Source organism: Microbacterium sp., from assembly GCF_035554235.1.
GTDB lineage: Bacteria > Actinomycetota > Actinomycetes > Actinomycetales > Microbacteriaceae > Microbacterium.
This window is the reverse complement of sequence record NZ_DATMIO010000100.1, coordinates 1-15,837: the sequence shown is the minus strand read 5'-3', so window position 1 is coordinate 15,837 and position 15,837 is coordinate 1. Positions and strand designations below refer to the sequence as shown.

At 70.5% G+C, this 15,837-nt stretch carries 15 protein-coding genes and 1 pseudogene; 7 read left to right on the top strand and 9 right to left on the bottom strand.

Annotated elements, in window-relative coordinates; genetic code table 11:
* Window positions 1-411 (bottom strand): annotated as a pseudogene (locus tag VNT50_RS04900) (protein-disulfide isomerase); the annotation flags it as partial.
* Between the two features lie 218 nt (window positions 412-629).
* On the opposite strand from VNT50_RS04900, the gene VNT50_RS04895 reads away from it, so the two are divergent.
* Together VNT50_RS04895 and VNT50_RS04890 are read left to right on the top strand one after the other, a co-directional pair.
* On the top strand, window positions 630-1,733 hold the full coding sequence (locus VNT50_RS04895) for an ABC transporter ATP-binding protein (protein WP_325483981.1): 1,104 nt from the start codon (window positions 630-632) through the stop codon (window positions 1,731-1,733).
* Between the two features lie 73 nt (window positions 1,734-1,806).
* A complete protein-coding gene (locus tag VNT50_RS04890; protein WP_325483980.1) occupies window positions 1,807-3,120 on the top strand; it encodes a DUF4032 domain-containing protein in 1,314 nt (437 codons plus the stop codon).
* A 7-nt stretch (window positions 3,121-3,127) separates the two neighbouring features.
* Here VNT50_RS04890 and xylA read toward each other — a convergent pair whose 3' ends face one another.
* Window positions 3,128-4,369, bottom strand: a complete 1,242-nt coding sequence (gene xylA / locus VNT50_RS04885) for a xylose isomerase (protein ID WP_325483979.1) — start codon at window positions 4,367-4,369, stop codon at window positions 3,128-3,130.
* 142 nt (window positions 4,370-4,511) lie between these two features.
* Between xylA and VNT50_RS04880 the strand changes: the two genes are divergently transcribed.
* A complete protein-coding gene (locus VNT50_RS04880) occupies window positions 4,512-5,690 on the top strand; it encodes an ROK family protein (RefSeq protein ID WP_325483978.1) in 1,179 nt (392 codons plus the stop codon).
* Here the strand turns inward: VNT50_RS04880 and VNT50_RS04875 are convergent.
* The 3 genes from VNT50_RS04875 to cysS are packed head-to-tail and all read right to left on the bottom strand — an operon-like array spanning window position 5,674 to window position 8,780.
* On the bottom strand, window positions 5,674-6,312 hold the full coding sequence (locus tag VNT50_RS04875; protein ID WP_325483977.1) for an NAD(P)-dependent oxidoreductase: 639 nt from the start codon (window positions 6,310-6,312) through the stop codon (window positions 5,674-5,676). The genes VNT50_RS04880 and VNT50_RS04875 overlap by 17 nt on opposite strands.
* Window positions 6,313-6,351: 39 nt before the next feature.
* On the bottom strand, window positions 6,352-7,341 hold the full coding sequence (rlmB, locus tag VNT50_RS04870; protein WP_325483976.1) for a 23S rRNA (guanosine(2251)-2'-O)-methyltransferase RlmB: 990 nt from the start codon (window positions 7,339-7,341) through the stop codon (window positions 6,352-6,354).
* Window positions 7,341-8,780 carry a cysteine--tRNA ligase gene (gene cysS, locus VNT50_RS04865; protein WP_325483975.1) on the bottom strand — a complete coding sequence of 480 codons (1,440 nt, stop codon included), beginning with the start codon at window positions 8,778-8,780 and terminating at the stop codon, window positions 7,341-7,343. The genes rlmB and cysS overlap by 1 nt, the downstream gene beginning before the upstream one ends.
* Before the next feature lie 111 nt (window positions 8,781-8,891).
* On the opposite strand from cysS, the gene VNT50_RS04860 reads away from it, so the two are divergent.
* Together VNT50_RS04860 and VNT50_RS04855 are read left to right on the top strand one after the other, a co-directional pair.
* Window positions 8,892-9,818 (top strand): DMT family transporter, encoded by a 927-nt coding sequence (locus VNT50_RS04860; RefSeq protein ID WP_325483974.1) that lies wholly within the window; start codon window positions 8,892-8,894, stop codon window positions 9,816-9,818.
* A gap of 2 nt (window positions 9,819-9,820) precedes the next feature.
* Window positions 9,821-10,285 (top strand): GNAT family N-acetyltransferase, encoded by a 465-nt coding sequence (locus VNT50_RS04855; RefSeq protein WP_325483973.1) that lies wholly within the window; start codon window positions 9,821-9,823, stop codon window positions 10,283-10,285.
* Window positions 10,286-10,312: 27 nt separating this feature from the next.
* Here the strand turns inward: VNT50_RS04855 and ispD are convergent, their stop codons facing one another.
* Both ispD and VNT50_RS04845 read right to left on the bottom strand, forming a co-directional pair.
* On the bottom strand, window positions 10,313-11,509 hold the full coding sequence (ispD, locus tag VNT50_RS04850; protein WP_325483982.1) for a 2-C-methyl-D-erythritol 4-phosphate cytidylyltransferase: 1,197 nt from the start codon (window positions 11,507-11,509) through the stop codon (window positions 10,313-10,315).
* A 243-nt stretch (window positions 11,510-11,752) separates the two neighbouring features.
* On the bottom strand, window positions 11,753-12,235 hold the full coding sequence (locus tag VNT50_RS04845; RefSeq protein WP_325483972.1) for a CarD family transcriptional regulator: 483 nt from the start codon (window positions 12,233-12,235) through the stop codon (window positions 11,753-11,755).
* Window positions 12,236-12,380: 145 nt separating this feature from the next.
* On the opposite strand from VNT50_RS04845, the gene VNT50_RS04840 reads away from it, so the two are divergent.
* Window positions 12,381-12,869, top strand: a complete 489-nt coding sequence (locus VNT50_RS04840; RefSeq protein WP_325483971.1) for a DNA modification methylase — start codon at window positions 12,381-12,383, stop codon at window positions 12,867-12,869.
* Window positions 12,870-12,888: 19 nt separating this feature from the next.
* On the opposite strand, the gene VNT50_RS04835 is transcribed toward VNT50_RS04840, so the two are convergent.
* On the bottom strand, window positions 12,889-13,572 hold the full coding sequence (locus VNT50_RS04835; RefSeq protein ID WP_325483970.1) for a response regulator transcription factor: 684 nt from the start codon (window positions 13,570-13,572) through the stop codon (window positions 12,889-12,891).
* Window positions 13,569-14,966: a sensor histidine kinase gene (locus tag VNT50_RS04830; protein WP_325483969.1), complete on the bottom strand. Its 1,398-nt coding sequence runs from the start codon at window positions 14,964-14,966 to the stop codon at window positions 13,569-13,571. Before VNT50_RS04830 ends, VNT50_RS04835 begins: the two co-directional genes overlap by 4 nt.
* A 174-nt stretch (window positions 14,967-15,140) precedes the next feature.
* On the opposite strand from VNT50_RS04830, the gene phoU reads away from it, so the two are divergent.
* Window positions 15,141-15,809 carry a phosphate signaling complex protein PhoU gene (phoU, locus tag VNT50_RS04825; RefSeq protein ID WP_325483968.1) on the top strand — a complete coding sequence of 223 codons (669 nt, stop codon included), beginning with the start codon at window positions 15,141-15,143 and terminating at the stop codon, window positions 15,807-15,809.
* Window positions 15,810-15,837: the final 28 nt, after the last annotated feature.

The window sequence follows — 15,837 nt, the reverse complement described above, 5'->3', positions numbered from 1 at the left end:
GTCCACGTACACACGGATGTCGATGGGTGCCACCGAGGGGGTCGCGTCGGGCGACGGGGTCGCCTCGGCGGGGGCCGGCTCCGGCGTGGGAGTGGCGGTGGGCATGGGCGTGGCGTCGGTCAGGGTGCCACCGGCCACGTTCGACATCAAAGCGGTGCTGGCCGCGTCGACGAGGATGCCGTCGTCGTGGATGTTGGCGGGACTGAGCAGGGGCTTGGATGCCGCGGAGGCGAACACCCACGTGACGACGACGCCGATCACGACCACGGCCGCGACGATGGCCGAGGCGGCCGTCACGCGTCGGATGAGGCGGGCCCTCGACTGCTGGGCATGCACCTGCTGCGCCTTCTCACGAACCGCCTCGCGCCGTCCGCGTGTGGCGGGAACGTTCGGCATCTCGTCGTTCGACATGAAACCTCTTGAATCCCAGGGCCCGGGCATGCCGGGCGGCCGCTCACTGCGGCAACCTGAACGATGCTAGCCAGACAGCCTGGGAAAAGCCCAGATGCCGGCCCGGTGAACACCGTGGCATACTGGACGAACGCCCGATGACGAGCGCGCGGTTCGCCCCGCAATTCCATTCACTACGGATCGTCCGGCACGTACCTGCCGGTGAAGGAGAAGATTCCATGGCGTCAGTCACGTTCGACAACGCAACGCGGTTGTACCCCGGGGGCACGCGCCCCGCGGTCGACAAGCTCAATCTCGAGGTCGCCGACGGCGAGTTCCTCGTTCTCGTCGGCCCGTCCGGCTGTGGCAAGTCCACGTCGCTGCGAATGCTGGCCGGCCTCGAAGAGGTCAACTCGGGCCGCATCCTGATCGGCGATCGCGACGTCACCGACGTCCCGCCGAAGGATCGCGACATCGCGATGGTCTTCCAGAACTACGCCCTGTACCCGCACATGACGGTCGCCGAGAACATGGGCTTCGCGCTCAAGATCGCCGGCGTCGGCAAGGACGAGCGCGCCGCCCGCGTGCTCGAGGCCGCGAAGCTCCTCGACCTCGAGGACTACCTGACCCGCAAGCCGAAGGCCCTCTCGGGTGGTCAGCGTCAGCGCGTCGCCATGGGCCGGGCCATCGTGCGTCAGCCCCAGGTGTTCCTCATGGACGAGCCGCTGTCGAACCTCGACGCCAAGCTCCGTGTTCAGACGCGCACGCAGATCGCTTCGCTGCAGCGCCGGCTGGGCGTCACCACGGTCTATGTCACGCACGACCAGACCGAGGCCCTCACGATGGGCGACCGGATCGCCGTGCTGAAGGACGGTCTGCTGCAGCAGGTCGGCACGCCCCGCGATCTGTACGAGCGCCCGAACAACGTGTTCGTCGCGGGCTTCATCGGATCGCCCGCCATGAACCTCTTCGTGTCGAACCTCGCCGAAGGCGGTGTTCAGTTCGGCACCGAGGTGGTGCCGCTCGACCGCGATACGGTCGGCCGTGCGCACGGCAGCCAGCTGACCATCGGCGTTCGTCCCGAAGACATCGTGGTCGGCCCCGCCGACGGCAAGGGCCTCTCCGTGGTGGTCGACCTGGTCGAAGAGCTCGGCGCCGACGGATACCTCTACGGCCACACCGACATCGCCGGCAAGCGCACCGATGTGGTCGCGCGCGTCGACGGGCGCAGCCACCCCATCGCGGGTGACACGGTCACCCTCGCGGCGGCGGCGGGCCATGTGCACGCGTTCGACATCGAGACCGGCGAGCGCCTCAACGACTCGGTCGTCCCCTCGATCTGACGACACTTCGCCTCGCACGCGGCGCGGGTAGCCTTGGGGCTGCCCGCGCCGCGTCTTTCGTCTTGAGGGAACCATGCCCGACTCGCTCAGCATCACCGCCAGCTCGATCGACCCCGGACTGCTGTCCCTGCCCTGGTCGACGACGCTCGCCGAATGGCCCAGCAGCACGATCGTCTCGCTGCCCAAGGGGCTCTCGCGTCACCTGGTGCGCTTCGCGAACCTGTCGGGGTCGGTGGTCGCCGTCAAGGAGACCACCGAGCAGATGGCCCGGCGAGAGTACGAGATGCTCGGCAACCTCGGCCGCCTCGACGTGCCGTGCGTCGAACGCGTCGCGGTGATCGCGGGACGAACGGATGCCGCGGGCCGGCCGCTCCCGGCGGCGCTCGTGACGGCGCATCTGCGCTTCTCGCTCCCCTACCGCGCGCTCTTCACGCAGGTGCTGCGCCCCGACACCGCCAACCGCCTCGTCGACGCCCTCGCGGTGCTGCTGGTGCGCCTGCACAACGTGGGCTTCTTCTGGGGCGATGTCTCGCTCTCGAACACCCTGTTCCGCCGCGACGCCGGGGCGTTCGCCGCCTACCTCGTCGACGCCGAGACGGGCGAGCTGCACGAGAACGGCCTCACCGCCGGTCAGCGCGAGCACGACCTCGATGTGGCACGCACGAACATCGCGGGCGAGATCATGGATCTCGAGGCGGGCGGGCGGCTCGAGGGCGGGGTGGATGCCGTGGCCATCGCCGACGGGATCGTCTCCTCCTACCGCTCGCTGTGGGCCGCTCTGACGGTGCAGGAGAGCTTCTCGGCCAACGAGGCGTGGCGCATCACCGAGCGCGTCCAGCGCCTGAACGCGATGGGCTTCGACATCGGCGAGATGACGATCCAGACCGAGGCCGGAGGCACGCGCGTCGCGATCCAGCCGAAGGTCGTCGACGCGGGGCATCACCAGCGCCGCCTGCTGCGCCTGACGGGGCTCGATGTCGAAGAGAATCAGGCCCGGCGACTGCTCAACGACCTCGACGAGTTCCGCGCGCGCACAGCGCAGCTCGGCGTCGACGAGGAGATGGTCGCGCACGAGTGGCTCACCCGCGTCTTCGAGCCGGTCGTCAAGGCGATCCCCTTCGACCTGCGGGCCAAGCTCGAGCCCGCCGAGGTCTTCCACCAGGTGCTCGAGCACCGCTGGTACATGTCGCAGGCGCGGGGGCGCGCCGTGCCGCTCGCGGAGGTGCTGACCTCCTACATCCGCGACGTGCTGCGCCACCGCCGCGATGAGGCCACGATCATGGGCCCGCCGACCGAGACGCTCTCGATGCCGATCCTGACCGCGAGCGGCGAAGCATTCGCCGACGCAGACGAGGCCGACGCCGTCGATTGGCGCGACCTCGTCTGAGACGTCGTCAGCCGCGAGCCCCGAGCAGGTGCTCGGTGGCGAGCTGCTGCAGGCGCACGAAGCCGAAGCCGTGACCGCCGAGGTAGGCGCCCGCGTCGAAGTCCTCGTACGCGCTGCGGTCGGCGATGAGGTCGTCGTACGACTCCCCCTCGCCCAGCGTCGGCTGCGAGAGCTCGAACACCTTCGCGGCCTCGAGGGCCTCCTGCACCTCGGGGTCGGCGCGGAACGCGGCCGCGCGCTCCTTGAGCAGCAGGTAGGTGCTCATGTTCGCGGCGGCGGAGACCCAGACGCCCTTCTCGTCTTCGGTGCGCGAGGGCTTGTAGTCGAAGTGCCGGGGACCGTCGTACGCGGGCACACCGCCGCGCGCATCAGCCCCGCGCCCATCAGCCCCGCGCCCATCAGCGGAGAGCCCGCCGTTCTCGAGCAGGTCGACGAGGGCGAAGGCGTTGTGCAGGTCGCCGTGGCCGAAGACGAGGTCCTGGTCGTACTTGATGCCCCGCTGGCCGTTCAGATCGATGTGGAAGAGCTTGCCGTGGTAGAGCGCCTGGGCGATGCCGGCGGCGAAGTTGAGGCCCGCCATCTGCTCGTGCCCGACCTCGGGGTTCAGGCCCACGAGTTCGGGGCGCTCGAGTGAGTCGATGAACGCCAGTGCGTGGCCGAGGGTCGGCAGCAGGATGTCGCCGCGAGGCTCGTTCGGCTTCGGCTCGATGGCGAAACGGATGTCGTAGCCCTTGTCTGTCACGTAGTCGCCGAGCAGGTTGACCGCCTCGCGGTAGCGCTCCAGCGCCGCGCGGACGTCTTTGGCCGCGTCGTACTCGGCGCCCTCGCGGCCGCCCCACATCACAAACGTCTTCGCGCCCAGCTCGACGCCCAGCTCGAGCTGGCGGAGAACCTTGCGGAGCGCGAAGCGACGCACCTGGCGGTCGTTCGACGTGAAGCCCCCGTCCTTGAACACCGGGGCGCTGAACAGGTTGGTCGTGACCATGGGGACGACGAGGCCCGTGTCGGCGAGCGCCCCCTTGAGGCGGTCGATCTGCTTCTGACGCTCGGCATTCGTCGACCCGAAGGCGAACAGGTCGTCGTCGTGGAAGGTGAGCCCGTACGCACCGAGCTCCGCGAGCTTCTCGACGACGTGCACCACATCGAGGGCGTGGCGGGTGGGGCCGCCGAAGGGGTCGGTTCCGTTGTAGCCGACGGTCCAGAGCCCGAACGAGAACTTGTCTGCGGGCGTGGGGATGGGGCGGGACATGACTCTCCTCGTCGAGCAAATTGTTGTTGGTAGCAACCTAATCGACGGACGCACGCGCGTCAACACGGCGCGCCCGTGTCGCTCCCTCCGGCGTGAGGCGCGGCGCCGATCCGGCGAGGGCGAGTGGCCCTAACGTGGAGGGGTGACCGACGCCCCGCGAGCCCTCGATGGGGTTCATCGACGAAACCTGTCGAGAGTGCTGCGGCTCGTGCATGCCGAAGGCCCCCAATCGCGGTCGCGCCTCACCGAGGCGACGGGACTCAATCGTTCGACGGTGGCCTCGCTCGTCGGCGAGCTCGGCGCCCTGCAGCTCGTGACCGAGCGCGCCCCCGACCCCACGCGGCGCGTGGGCAGACCCTCTCCCATCGTCGGCGTCGATCCGCGCACCGTCGCCGTCGCGGTGAACCCCGAGGTCGACGCCGTCACCCTGGGCGTCGTGGCGCTCGGCGGTCGTGTCGCGCACCGAGAGCGCCTGCCCCAGGACCACATCGTCTCGCCCGAGGAGACCGCGCGGCTGGTCGCCGAGACGCTCGCGCGCTGGACGCGGGGGCCGCTGGCCGACCGGCGCGTCGTCGGGGTGGGGCTGGCCGTACCCGGGCTCGTGCGCGCCCACGACGGCCTCGTGCGCTGGGCGCCGCATCTCGAGTGGTCGCAGTCTCCCCTGCGCAGCCTCGTAGAGAAGGCCACCGGCCTCCCCGCATCGGTGGGCAACGATGCGAGCCTCGGCGCCCTCGCCGAGCACCTCTTCGGCGCCGGGCGCGGCATCGACGACATCGTCTACCTCAACGGCGGCGCGAGCGGGATCGGCGGCGGCATCATCGTGCAGGGCAGGAGCGTCGGCGGTGCCGGCGGCTACGCGGGCGAGTTCGGCCAGAACCGGCCGGGCATCGGGAGCCTCGACGACCGGCGGGCGAGCGAGGGCGTGCTCGAGGACGAAGTCAGCCGCTCACGACTGCTCGCGTCCGTCAGCCTGACCAACGCCGACGAACCGACACTCGCCGCCGCGCTGGCCGCAGCCGCGGAGACGGTGGCCGACGAGCTCGCGCGGCAGCGCCGCATCCTCGCCACCGCCCTCGGCAACGCGCTCAACGTGCTCAACCCGTCGCTCGTGATCCTCGGCGGGTTCCTCGCCACGATCGCCGCGAGCGACTCCGCGGAGCTCGAGCGCGCCGTGGCGGCCCAGACCATTCCCACGATCTTCGAGGACGCACGCATCGCCATCGCCGAACTCGGCGAGGACAGGCTCCTCATCGGGGCCGGCGAGCTCGCGCTCGCGGCACTGCTCGACGATCCGGGGTCGGTCGTCAGTACCCGACCGTGAATCGCTCGCCCGCGTGCTTCGGCGACTCGATCTCATCGAGCACGGCGACGCCCAGGTCGGGGCCGGAGATGTTCGACTCTCCGTCCGCGTCGGTGACGAGCACGTCGCCGCCGTCGCGGTAGGAGCCTGTTCGCTGCCCCTCGTTCCACGGGCCGAAGCCGCCGGCGGGGTGCACGAAGAACCAGTCGTCCAGGCGTGACGCCTGCAGGTCCTCGAGGGCGCCGATCATCTCGAGGGATTCGGGCTTGTACTCCTCGGTGAAGCCCGGGGTGTCGACGAGCCGTGGGCCGCCGGGGGCGATCAGGCTTCCGCCCGCGCCGCCGATGACACCGAGCCGCGTCGAGGCAGGCAGCAGGGTCGCGAGCTCCGCGATCGCGGGGCGCACGCTGCCCTCCATCTCGGCGCGCGGCGCCACGGCCACCACCACGACGTCGGCTCCCTCGAGTTCCTCGACGAGCCCGGGCACATCGAGGAGCGTGCCCTCGATGTACGTGGCGCCCTCGATCCGTTCGGTCGGGACCGAGCGCGCGACGGAGACGGCGGTGTGCCCGCGGCGCACCGCCTCGGCGACGATGTGGCTGCCGGCGTAGCCGGTTCCTCCGATGACGGCGATGCGTGGCAAGGCGACTCCTTCAGCAGGTGACAGGTGGATGATGAAGCGCTACTCGGCCCGGCGGCGGGCGACCTCGTAGAGGGCGACGGATGTCGCGATGCCCGCGTTCAACGACTCGGTCGCCGCCTCGATCGGGATCGAGACGATCTGGTCGCAGTTCTCCGTGACCAGACGCGAAAGCCCCTTGCCCTCGGATCCCACGACGATGAGAACGGGGCGGTCGGCGAGCTCGAGGTCGGGCAGCGACACGTCGCCTCCGCCGTCGAGGCCGAGCACGAAGACACCCTGCTTCTTGAAGTCCTTGAGCGTCGCGGTCAGATTCGGCGCGACGGCGACCGGAAGGCGGGCCGCCGCCCCCGCGCTGGTCTTCCACGCGGCGCTGTTCACGCTCGCCGAGCGACGCTGGGGCAGGATGACGCCGTGGCCGCCGAACGCGGCCGTCGAGCGGATGATCGCGCCGAGGTTGCGCGGGTCGGTCACGCCGTCGAGTGCCACGAACAGCGGAACCTCGCCGCGGTCGAGCACGGCCTCGAGCAGGTCGTGCGGGTGCGCGTACTCGTACGGCGGCACCTTGAGGGCGACGCCCTGGTGCACGCCGTCGAACCCGGCCATGCGGTCGAGCTCGGGTCGCGTCACCTCCATCACCGGGATGTTCCGGTGGGTGGCGATCGACAGCATCTCCTTGACCCGATCGTCCATCTCCACGCGCTGAGCGATGTAGAACGCGGTCGCAGGGATCTTCGCGCGAAGGGCCTCGAGCACGGAGTTGCGACCCGTCACCACCTCGGTGTCGTCGGTCTTCTTTGCTCCCCCGCCACGCCCTGCGGCGGGCTTGCCGCCCGGCCTGCCCGTGCCGCCGGCCGCGGTGTAGCGCTCGGCCGCGGCCTTGCGCTTGCCCGCGGGGTGCCACGCGCGGTCCTCCGCCTTCGGGGTCGGGCCGCGGCCTTCGAGCGAACGCTTGTTCTTGCCGCCCGTGCCCTTGGTCGGACCCTTCTTCGGGCTTCTGCTGGCGCCAGGGCGCCCGGGTTTGCCGGCCATCAGTTCTCCTTCGTGCCGGGCTGAGCGCCGGCGAGACTCCAGTGAGTGCCGTCCGAGGTGTCCTCGAGCGCGATGCCCGCGGCGGCGACGGCGTCGCGGATGCGATCGGCCGCGGCCCAGTCCTTGGCGGCGCGCGCGTCTGCGCGCTGGGTGATCAGGTTCTGAACGAGCGCATCGAGGGCGGATGCCTCGGCCGAGGCATCCTGCGTCGACCACTGCGCGTCGAGGGGATTGATTCCGAGCACGTCCGTCATCGCGGTCACCTCGGCGAATGCACGCGTGGCCGCATCGCGGTCGCCCGCATCGAGAGCGGCGTTTCCCGCGCGCACGACGTCGTGGACGACCGCGATCGCCTGCGGGACACCGAGGTCGTCGTCCATCGCCGCGACGAACTTCTCAGGTAGTGAAGCGTGCTCTCCCGAACCGTCCGCGGCATCGCCCAGCCCGCGCGCGGCGCGGGTCAGGAACGTGCGGATGCGCTCGAGCGCGGCATCCGCCTCATCGAACGACGATTCGCTCAGCGCGAGGCTCGACCGGTAGTGCGCCGAGCCGAGCGCGTACCGGATCACGAGCGGGTCGCGTGCGGCGAACAGGTCGGCGGCGAGCACGAAGTTGCCGAGCGACTTCGACATCTTCTGGTCGCCCACGGTGACGAGGCCGTTGTGCATCCAGTGGCGCGCGAACGCGTCGCCGGCGGCCGTGGACTGCGCGAGCTCGTTCTCGTGGTGCGGAAAGCGGAGATCGAGGCCGCCGCCGTGGATGTCGAACGCCGGGCCGAGGTACCGCCGCGACATCGCGGAGCACTCGATGTGCCACCCGGGGCGGCCGGGCCCCCACGGGGAGTCCCACTGAGCGCTCGCGGGCTCGCCCGGCTTGGCGCCCTTCCACAGGGCGAAGTCGCGCGGGTCGCGCTTGCCACGCGGATCGGCGTCCTCCGCCGGCTCAATCGCGTCGAGCGACTGGTGGGTGAGGTCGCCGTAGTGCGACCACGAACGGACGTCGAAGTAGACGTCGCCGGCCGCGGCATCCCCGGCCGGATACGCGTGCCCCGCCTCGATGAGGCGCTCGATGAGCTCCTGCATCTGCGTGATCGACGCCGTCGCGCGCGGCTCATACGTGGGAGGAAGGATGCCGATGGCCGCGTACGCCCGCGAGAACTCCAGCTCCATCCGGTAGGCCAGCGCCCACCAGGGCTCGTCGGCGGTCGCGTTCGCGAGCACCTTGTCGTCGATGTCGGTGACGTTGCGGACGAATGTGACGCGTCGCTCGCGAGAGAGCCAGCGGCGCAGGATGTCGAACGCCAAGGCACCGCGGAGGTGCCCCACGTGGGGGCCGGACTGCACCGTCGGACCGCACACGTAGACGGTGACGTTCTCGGGATCGAGGGGCACGAAGTCGCGCAGCGTCTGCGCCTTGGTGTCGTAGAGCCGGAGAGTCACCCGATCAGCCTACCGGCGGCGCCCCTCCCGACCCTGGGCATGGACACAGCCCGCCCACCGGTCGATCCCGGCTCCTCGGCCGGCGGCGGTGCCGGCACGCGGTAGAAAGGGATGGTGCTGTCCGTTCTCGCCGTCCTCGCCGCGTCGGTGCTCTTCGGAACGACCGGCACCGCGCAGGCGCTCGGTGCCGATGGGACGACCCCGCTGTCGATCGGGGCCGTGCGGCTCGTGCTCGGCGGCACGGGCCTGGCGATCATCGCGTTCCTTCTGGCGCGCCGGCACGCGCGACGCCGGAGTGCCGCCAACCCGCCGTTCGGCATCCGCCCCGCCCTGCTGATGACGCTCACCGGCGCGTGCCTCGCGGTCTACCAGCCGCTCTTCTTCGTCGGCACCGAACGCAACGGCGTCGCCGTCGGAACGGTCGTCGCGCTCGGCTCCGCGCCGATCCTGGCGGGTCTGCTCGAGTGGGCGCTGACGCGGCGGATGCCGAGCGGCACGTGGATCGCCGCGACCCTGCTCGCGACGGCGGGCGTCGTCCTGCTGGGATCCGGCGGTGCGTCGGGCAGCGCCGGCACCGATCCCCTCGGCCTGCTGGGGTCGGTCGGCGCGGGCGCGTCTTTCGCCGTCATCGCCAACGCGCAGCGCCGGCTGCTCGATTCCGGGTGGGACCCGTTCACCCTGGTCGGCGCCATGGGGGCGAGCTCGGCGGTGCTGTCGGCGTTCGTGCTGCCCTTCGTCGACCTCTCCTGGCTCGCGACGCCATCGGGTGTGGCGATGGCGCTGTGGCTCGGCTTCGCGACGATCTCGATCGCCTACGTGCTGTTCACGTGGGGCCTCGGCGGGCTCACCGCCGCGTCGGCCGCGACCCTCACCCTCGGCGAACCGCTGACCGCGAGCGTTCTGGGCATCGCGGTGCTCGGGGAGCGGCTGTCGCCGCTCGCGATCGTGGGGCTCGTCGTGCTCGCCGGCGGCCTGGCCATGCTCGCGTGGGGCTCCCGCGCGCCGCGGGACCCTCGGCCCTTCGCCGTGGAGGGCTGACCGTGCCGCACATCGAGATCCGCATCGACGACCTCACGGGGGCCGCGACGCGCGAGCTCATCGCCCTCCACCTCGACGGCATGCACGCGACCTCGCCGCCCGAGAGCGTGCACGCCCTCGACATCGAGCGACTGCAGGATCCCGCGGTGACGTTCTGGTCGGCCTGGATCGGGGGCGAACTCGCCGGCATCGGCGCCCTCAAAGACCTCGGCGACGGGCGCGGCGAGCTCAAGTCGATGCGCGTCCACGACGCGTTCCTCGGCGCCGGCGTGGGCCGCGCCATCCTCCGCCATGTCATCGCGGCGGCGCGGGAGCGCGGCATGACGAGCCTGTGGCTCGAAACCGGAACACCGGATGACTTCGTGCCCGCGCAGCGCCTCTACGAGAGCGAGGGGTTTACCCGGTGCGGTCCGTTCGCCGACTACGCCGATGACCCTTTCTCGGTGTTCATGACGCTCGCGCTCTGAGCGCGTGCCGAGCGGGCTCAGGGGCCGTCAGGCGGGCAGGATCAGAGCGACGGCGAAGGCCTGAATACCCTCGCCCGCCCCGACGAAGCCGAGGCCGTCTGTCGTCGTCGCCGACACCGAGACCGATGCGCCGCCGAGCGCGGCCGACAGTGCGGCCTCGGCCTCGGCACGGCGTGCGGCGAAGCGCGGGCGCGACGCCTGCAGCTGCACGGCGACGTTGCCGATCGCCCAGCCGGCCTCACCGAGCATCGCGGCGGTGCGGGCGAGGAAGGCCGACGCATGCGCGCCCTCGTACTCGGGCCGGGCGGTGCCGAAGTGCGTTCCGATGTCGCCGAGACCGGCCGCCGAGAGCAGCGCGTCGACGATCGCGTGGGCGACCGCATCCCCGTCGGAGTGACCCGCGAGGGCGCTTTCGCCGGGCCATTCGAGGCCGGCCAGCCACAGCGTGCCTTCGCCGGCGAACGCGTGCACGTCGGTGCCGACCCCTACCCGGGGTCCGCGCGCCGCTCGGTCGATCGATGACCGGGCCGGGGCGATCGGATGCGGCGCGACGAGCGAGCGCGCGCGCTCGAGGTCGGCGGGCGTCGTGATCTTGAACGCCAGGGCGTCGCCCTCGACGGAGCCGATGGCGTGGCCGGCCGCGGCGACGAGCGCGGCGTCGTCGGTGAAGTCCTGGGCAGCGATCGCGTAGGACGTGTCGAGCACGTCGCGGCGGAAGCCCTGCGGGGTCTGCGCCGCAGCCAGCTCGGCCCGATCCACGACACCCGTGATGCGGCTGCCCTCGATGCGCTTGATCGTGTCGATCACGGGCAGCACGGGGACGATGCCCCAACCCGTCTCATCGATCGCGTGCACGACCCGGTCGAAGACGCTCCCGGGAGTGAGCGCCCGGGCCGCGTCGTGGACGAGCACGATCTCGACCGCCGGCCAGACGGCGGCGAGGCCGGAGGCCACCGACGCCTGCCGCGTCGCGCCGCCCGTCGTGACCGACACGAGGTCGCGGCGCTCGGCCGCCGCCTCGGTCGCCTCGGTGAGCGCCTGACCCTCGCGACCCTCGGGTGCGACGATGACCACCTGGGCAGGCGCGGCGGCGAAGACACCGCGCAGGGCGTGCCGCAGCATCGTGTGCTCGTCGATGCCGACGAACGCCTTGGGCCCACCCGCACCAAGCCGCGTCCCAGACCCCGCGGCAACGACGATGACGGCGACGCGCGGCGATGGCATGATGCTCACCGCCCCACGCTACCGCGCCCCCGACCTACCCCTGATCGATCACCGCGCCGACCCGACGGCATATCGCGACGGACTCGTTGATCGAGTGCCGCGCCCACCCGACCGCTGATCGATTCCCGCGCGACGGACTCGTTGATCGAGTGCCGCGCCCACCCGACCGCTGATCGATTCCCGCACCTAAGGGCGCGGTGTATCGAGATCAGCGGTGTATCGAGATCCAGCGGTGTATCGAGATCAGGAAGCCAGAACCTCATCAAGAACGAGGCTGGCCCGCTCTTCGTCGGTCTTCTCCGCGAGCGCGAGTTCGGAGATGAGGATCTGGCGTGCCTTGGCGAGCATGCGCTTCTCACCGGCCGAGAGGCCACGGTCCTGATCCCGGCGCCAGAGGTCGCGGACGACCTCGCTCACCTTGATGACATCGCCGGAGGCGAGCTTCTCGAGGTTCGCCTTGTAGCGGCGCGACCAGTTGGTGGGCTCCTCGGTGAACGGAGCGCGCAGAACCTCGAAGACCCGGTCGAGGCCTTCCTTGCCGATGACGTCGCGAACGCCGACGAGGTCGACGTTGTCGGCCGGGACCTCGATGGTCAGATCGCCTTGGGTAACGCGGAGCTTGAGATAGATCTTCTCTTCGCCCTTGATCATGCGAGTCTTCACTTCGGAGATCGTTGCGGCCCCGTGGTGGGGGTAAACGACCGTCTCGCCAACCTCAAAAAGCATGGAATTATGTCCCTTCGGCAACCTCCAGAATACCACAGGGGACATACGCTAAGGTTCGCCGAGCACGGGGCGGGTCCCCGACGCGCGCGCGTGGCGCGAGCCCATAGAATGGCCGGAGAGCTCGCCACATCCCCTTGGAGGATCCGTGAAATCGCGCCACGCCGCGTCCATCGCCCCGCGATTCATCGCAGCAGCCGCCGTCGGCGCCGCCGTCATCCTCGGAACCAGCGGTTGCGCGATGATGTCCATGCAGGCCACCACGATCCCCTATTCGCCCGCCGACGGTGTGAACGTGCCGGACTCCGGCCCGATCAACGTGCGCAACGCGCTCGTCGTCGCCGACGAGAAGGGCACCGACGGCAACCTGATCGCCGCCCTCATCAACACGACGGATGAGTCGCAGACGCTCCGGATCGAGTACGGCGACGGCGAGACGGCCACCATTCGCGTGGGCGCGGGTGAGACGCTGACCCTCGGCGCGGAGGGCGAGGACCCGGTCCTCCTGGAGGACATCGATTCCCTGCCCGGGACGACCACGCCGATGTACTTCCAGTCGGGCGATGAGGAAGGCGTGCTCCAGCAGGTGCCCGTCCTCGACGGCTCGCTCGATTACCTGGCGCCGTTCGTTCCGTAAGACCCGCGCCGGCGGACGCCTACATCTCGAAGCGATAGCCCAGACCGCGGACCGTGACGAGGGCCACCGGTTCGCTGGGGTTCGACTCGATACGCGAGCGGATGCGCTTGATGTGCACGTCGAGCGTCTTCGTGTCGCCGAAGTAGTCGCTCCCCCACACCCGGTCGATGAGCTGTCCGCGCGTCAGCACGCGGCCCGCGTTGCGCATGAGCACCTCGAGGAGCTCGAATTCCTTGAGCGGCATATTGATGAGCTCGCCCTCGACCGACACGGTGTGCCGATCGATGTCGAGGGTCACCCGGTCGCTCTCGAGCACCCGGTCATCCAGGTCGGTCTCGACCTGCGCGAACCGCCGGAGCACCGCCTTCATGCGCGCGAGCAGTTCGCGGGCCGAATAGGGCTTCGTGACATAGTCATCGGCCCCGAGCTCGAGGCCAACGACGATGTCCACTTCGGAGTCCTTCGCGGTCAGCATGATGATCGGCACGCTCGAGGTGGTGCGAATCTGGCGGCACACCTCGGTCCCCGACATCCCGGGAAGCATCAGGTCGAGCAGGATGATGTCGGCCCCGTTGTCGCGGAAGGCGACGAGGGCCTCGGGCCCGTCCTCGGCGATCTCGACGTCGAACCCCTCCCGTCGGAGGAGGTAGGCGAGGGGCTCGGCAAGGTCTGGCTCGTCTTCGACGAGGAGGACGCGCGTCATGCGTCGTCTCCTTTCACTGCGTGGTTCTGGCTCTTGGTCTGGGGCACGCTCTCGCGCGGGTTCGGTGCGGTCGTCGGCTTCGGGGCGACGGGCGGGGCCTGAGCGGGCTGGTGCGGCGCGGCGCCCGCGGCCGGGGCGCCGCTCGCGCCCGCCTTGGGCTTGGCGGACTTCTTCGCACTCGCGGCCTTGGTCCCCTGGGCGACGAGCGCCTGGGAACCCTTCTTGGGCTTGCTGCTGCGGCGCTTCTTCTTGCGCGGCGGCTCGTAGGCGGGCGCCTCGGAGCGGGGCAGCCGGATGGTGAACGTCGATCCGCGGCCCGGTCGCGACCAGAGCTGCACGTCGCCGTTGTGTCGCTGCACCGCATGCTTGACGATCGCGAGCCCGAGTCCGGTGCCCCCGGTGCGCCGGGATCGCGCCTGGTCGGCGCGATAGAACCGTTCGAACACCCGCTGCTGCTCCGCTTCGGCGATGCCGATGCCCTGGTCGGTGACCGCGATCTCGACGACATCCGCCGTCGCCTTGATGCCGACCCCGACCTGGGAGCCCCGCGGCGAGTAGGCGATGGCGTTTGCCAGGAGGTTGCCGACCGCCTCGATCAGCACCTGGGCGTCACCGCGCACGTAGAGTCCCCGGTCGCCGCCGCGGACGAGCTTCACTCCGGCCGAGTCGGCCTGAACGACGTGCGATTCGACCGATGCGGTGATCACCTCGTCGATGGCGACATCCCGCACTTCGGACAGTTCGTCGGCCGACTGCAGCCGGGACAGGTTCATGATGCGGGAGGTGAGCCGCGAGAGCCGCGCCGCCTCGGCGGAGAGGCGGGCCGTGAACGATCGCACCTGATCGGGGTCGTCGGCGGCGGACTCGATGGCCTCGGCCAGCAGGCTCACGGCTCCGACCGGCGTTTTCAGCTCGTGGCTCGTGTTGGCCACGAAGTCCTGGCGCATCTGCTCGACGCGTTCCTGCTCGCTGATGTCGCGCACGATGAGCAGCGCCAGCCGCGGGCTCAGGATGCTGGCGCGGGCGGCTACGGCGCGCGACTCGGCGGAGAGTCCGCCGCGGCGGATGCGCAGCGTGTCGAGCCGCGCGACGCCGGCCGCCCGCGCCGCGCGGACCAGGGCGCGCAGTTCGATGTTGTCGAGAGTGCCGCCCGCGGTCATCCCGAGGCGGCCGGCCGCGCTCGAGGTCGCGACGAGGTGCATCGACGTGTCGACGACGGCGGCCGCGTCATCCATGCCCTCGAGGACGGCCGTGATGCCGTCCGGAAGCGCCGCGCTGGCTTCGGCGCGCACGCGGTCGCGGGCCCGGAGGGCGATGAGGAAGATCGATGCCACGCCGGCTCCGACGATCACCCCGAGGAACAGGGCGAGCAGCGCGAGCTGCGTGGTGTCCATGCTTCTAAGAGTAGGGCGCGGGATGTCGGGACAAGCACCCCAGCGCCTCGGTGGCATCGAGCCGGACTACTATTCATATGAGCGGCACCGTTCGTTAACCTTGCCTGACGACAATCGCCCGAGGGTCGTGATGACCCGCGCGATGCGCGGGCCGCGACGACGAAAGGGTTCCCGATGCGTGAAGTTTTCCATCAGTCGCTGGAGGACGTCCAGTTCCGCTTGGTCGAGATCGCCGACCTTGTCACGGTCGCGATCGACAAGGCCACCCGGGCGTTCGGCACGAGCGATGTCGCACTGGCCGAAGAGGTCATCGCCGATGACGCGCAGATCGACGAGAAGACGGTCGCCCTCGACGAGATCGCCATCGAGATCCTCGCCCGCCAGCAGCCGGTCGCGCGCGATCTGCGGATCGTCGTGACGGCGCTCCGCGTCAGCGCGTCGCTCGAGCGGATGGGCGACATGGCCGAGCACATCGCCCAGCTCGCGCGCTACCGCTTCCCCGAACGCGCCGTTCCGAAGGGCCTCAAGGGCACCTTCGCCCGGATGGGCGAGCTCGACGTCGAGGTCGCGCGCACGCTGTCGGAGCTGCTGCGCACCCAGGACCTCGCGTTCGCCGAGCAGATCCGCAACGCCGACGACGTCATCGACGAGCTGCACGTCAGCGTCTTCGAGAAGGTGCTCGGCGACAACTGGAAGGGCGAGGCCACGGCCACCGTCGACGCCACGCTCGCCAGCCGGTACCACGAGCGATTCGCCGACCACGCGGTCTCGGTCGCCAAGAAGGTCGTCTACCTCGCGACGGGCGACTGGTCGCGGGAACCCGAGGCGCTCGTCAAGCCGTAGTCAAGGCCGACAGAAGGGCCGGGCGGCG

Bases quoted from the DNA above. Each gene is read 5' to 3' on its own strand.
- VNT50_RS04845 (WP_325483972.1), bottom strand. From the start codon at position 12,235: ATGCTTTTTGAGGTTGGCGAGACGGTCGTTTACCCCCACCACGGGGCC.
- rlmB (WP_325483976.1), bottom strand. From the start codon at position 7,341: ATGGCCGGCAAACCCGGGCGCCCTGGCGCCAGCAGAAGCCCGAAGAAG.
- VNT50_RS04835 (WP_325483970.1), bottom strand. From the start codon at position 13,572: ATGACGCGCGTCCTCCTCGTCGAAGACGAGCCAGACCTTGCCGAGCCC.
- phoU (WP_325483968.1), top strand. From the start codon at position 15,141: ATGCGTGAAGTTTTCCATCAGTCGCTGGAGGACGTCCAGTTCCGCTTG.
- ispD (WP_325483982.1), bottom strand. From the start codon at position 11,509: ATGCCATCGCCGCGCGTCGCCGTCATCGTCGTTGCCGCGGGGTCTGGG.
- VNT50_RS04890 (WP_325483980.1), top strand. From the start codon at position 1,807: ATGCCCGACTCGCTCAGCATCACCGCCAGCTCGATCGACCCCGGACTG.
- VNT50_RS04860 (WP_325483974.1), top strand. From the start codon at position 8,892: ATGGTGCTGTCCGTTCTCGCCGTCCTCGCCGCGTCGGTGCTCTTCGGA.
- xylA (WP_325483979.1), bottom strand. From the start codon at position 4,369: ATGTCCCGCCCCATCCCCACGCCCGCAGACAAGTTCTCGTTCGGGCTC.
- VNT50_RS04895 (WP_325483981.1), top strand. From the start codon at position 630: ATGGCGTCAGTCACGTTCGACAACGCAACGCGGTTGTACCCCGGGGGC.
- VNT50_RS04830 (WP_325483969.1), bottom strand. From the start codon at position 14,966: ATGGACACCACGCAGCTCGCGCTGCTCGCCCTGTTCCTCGGGGTGATC.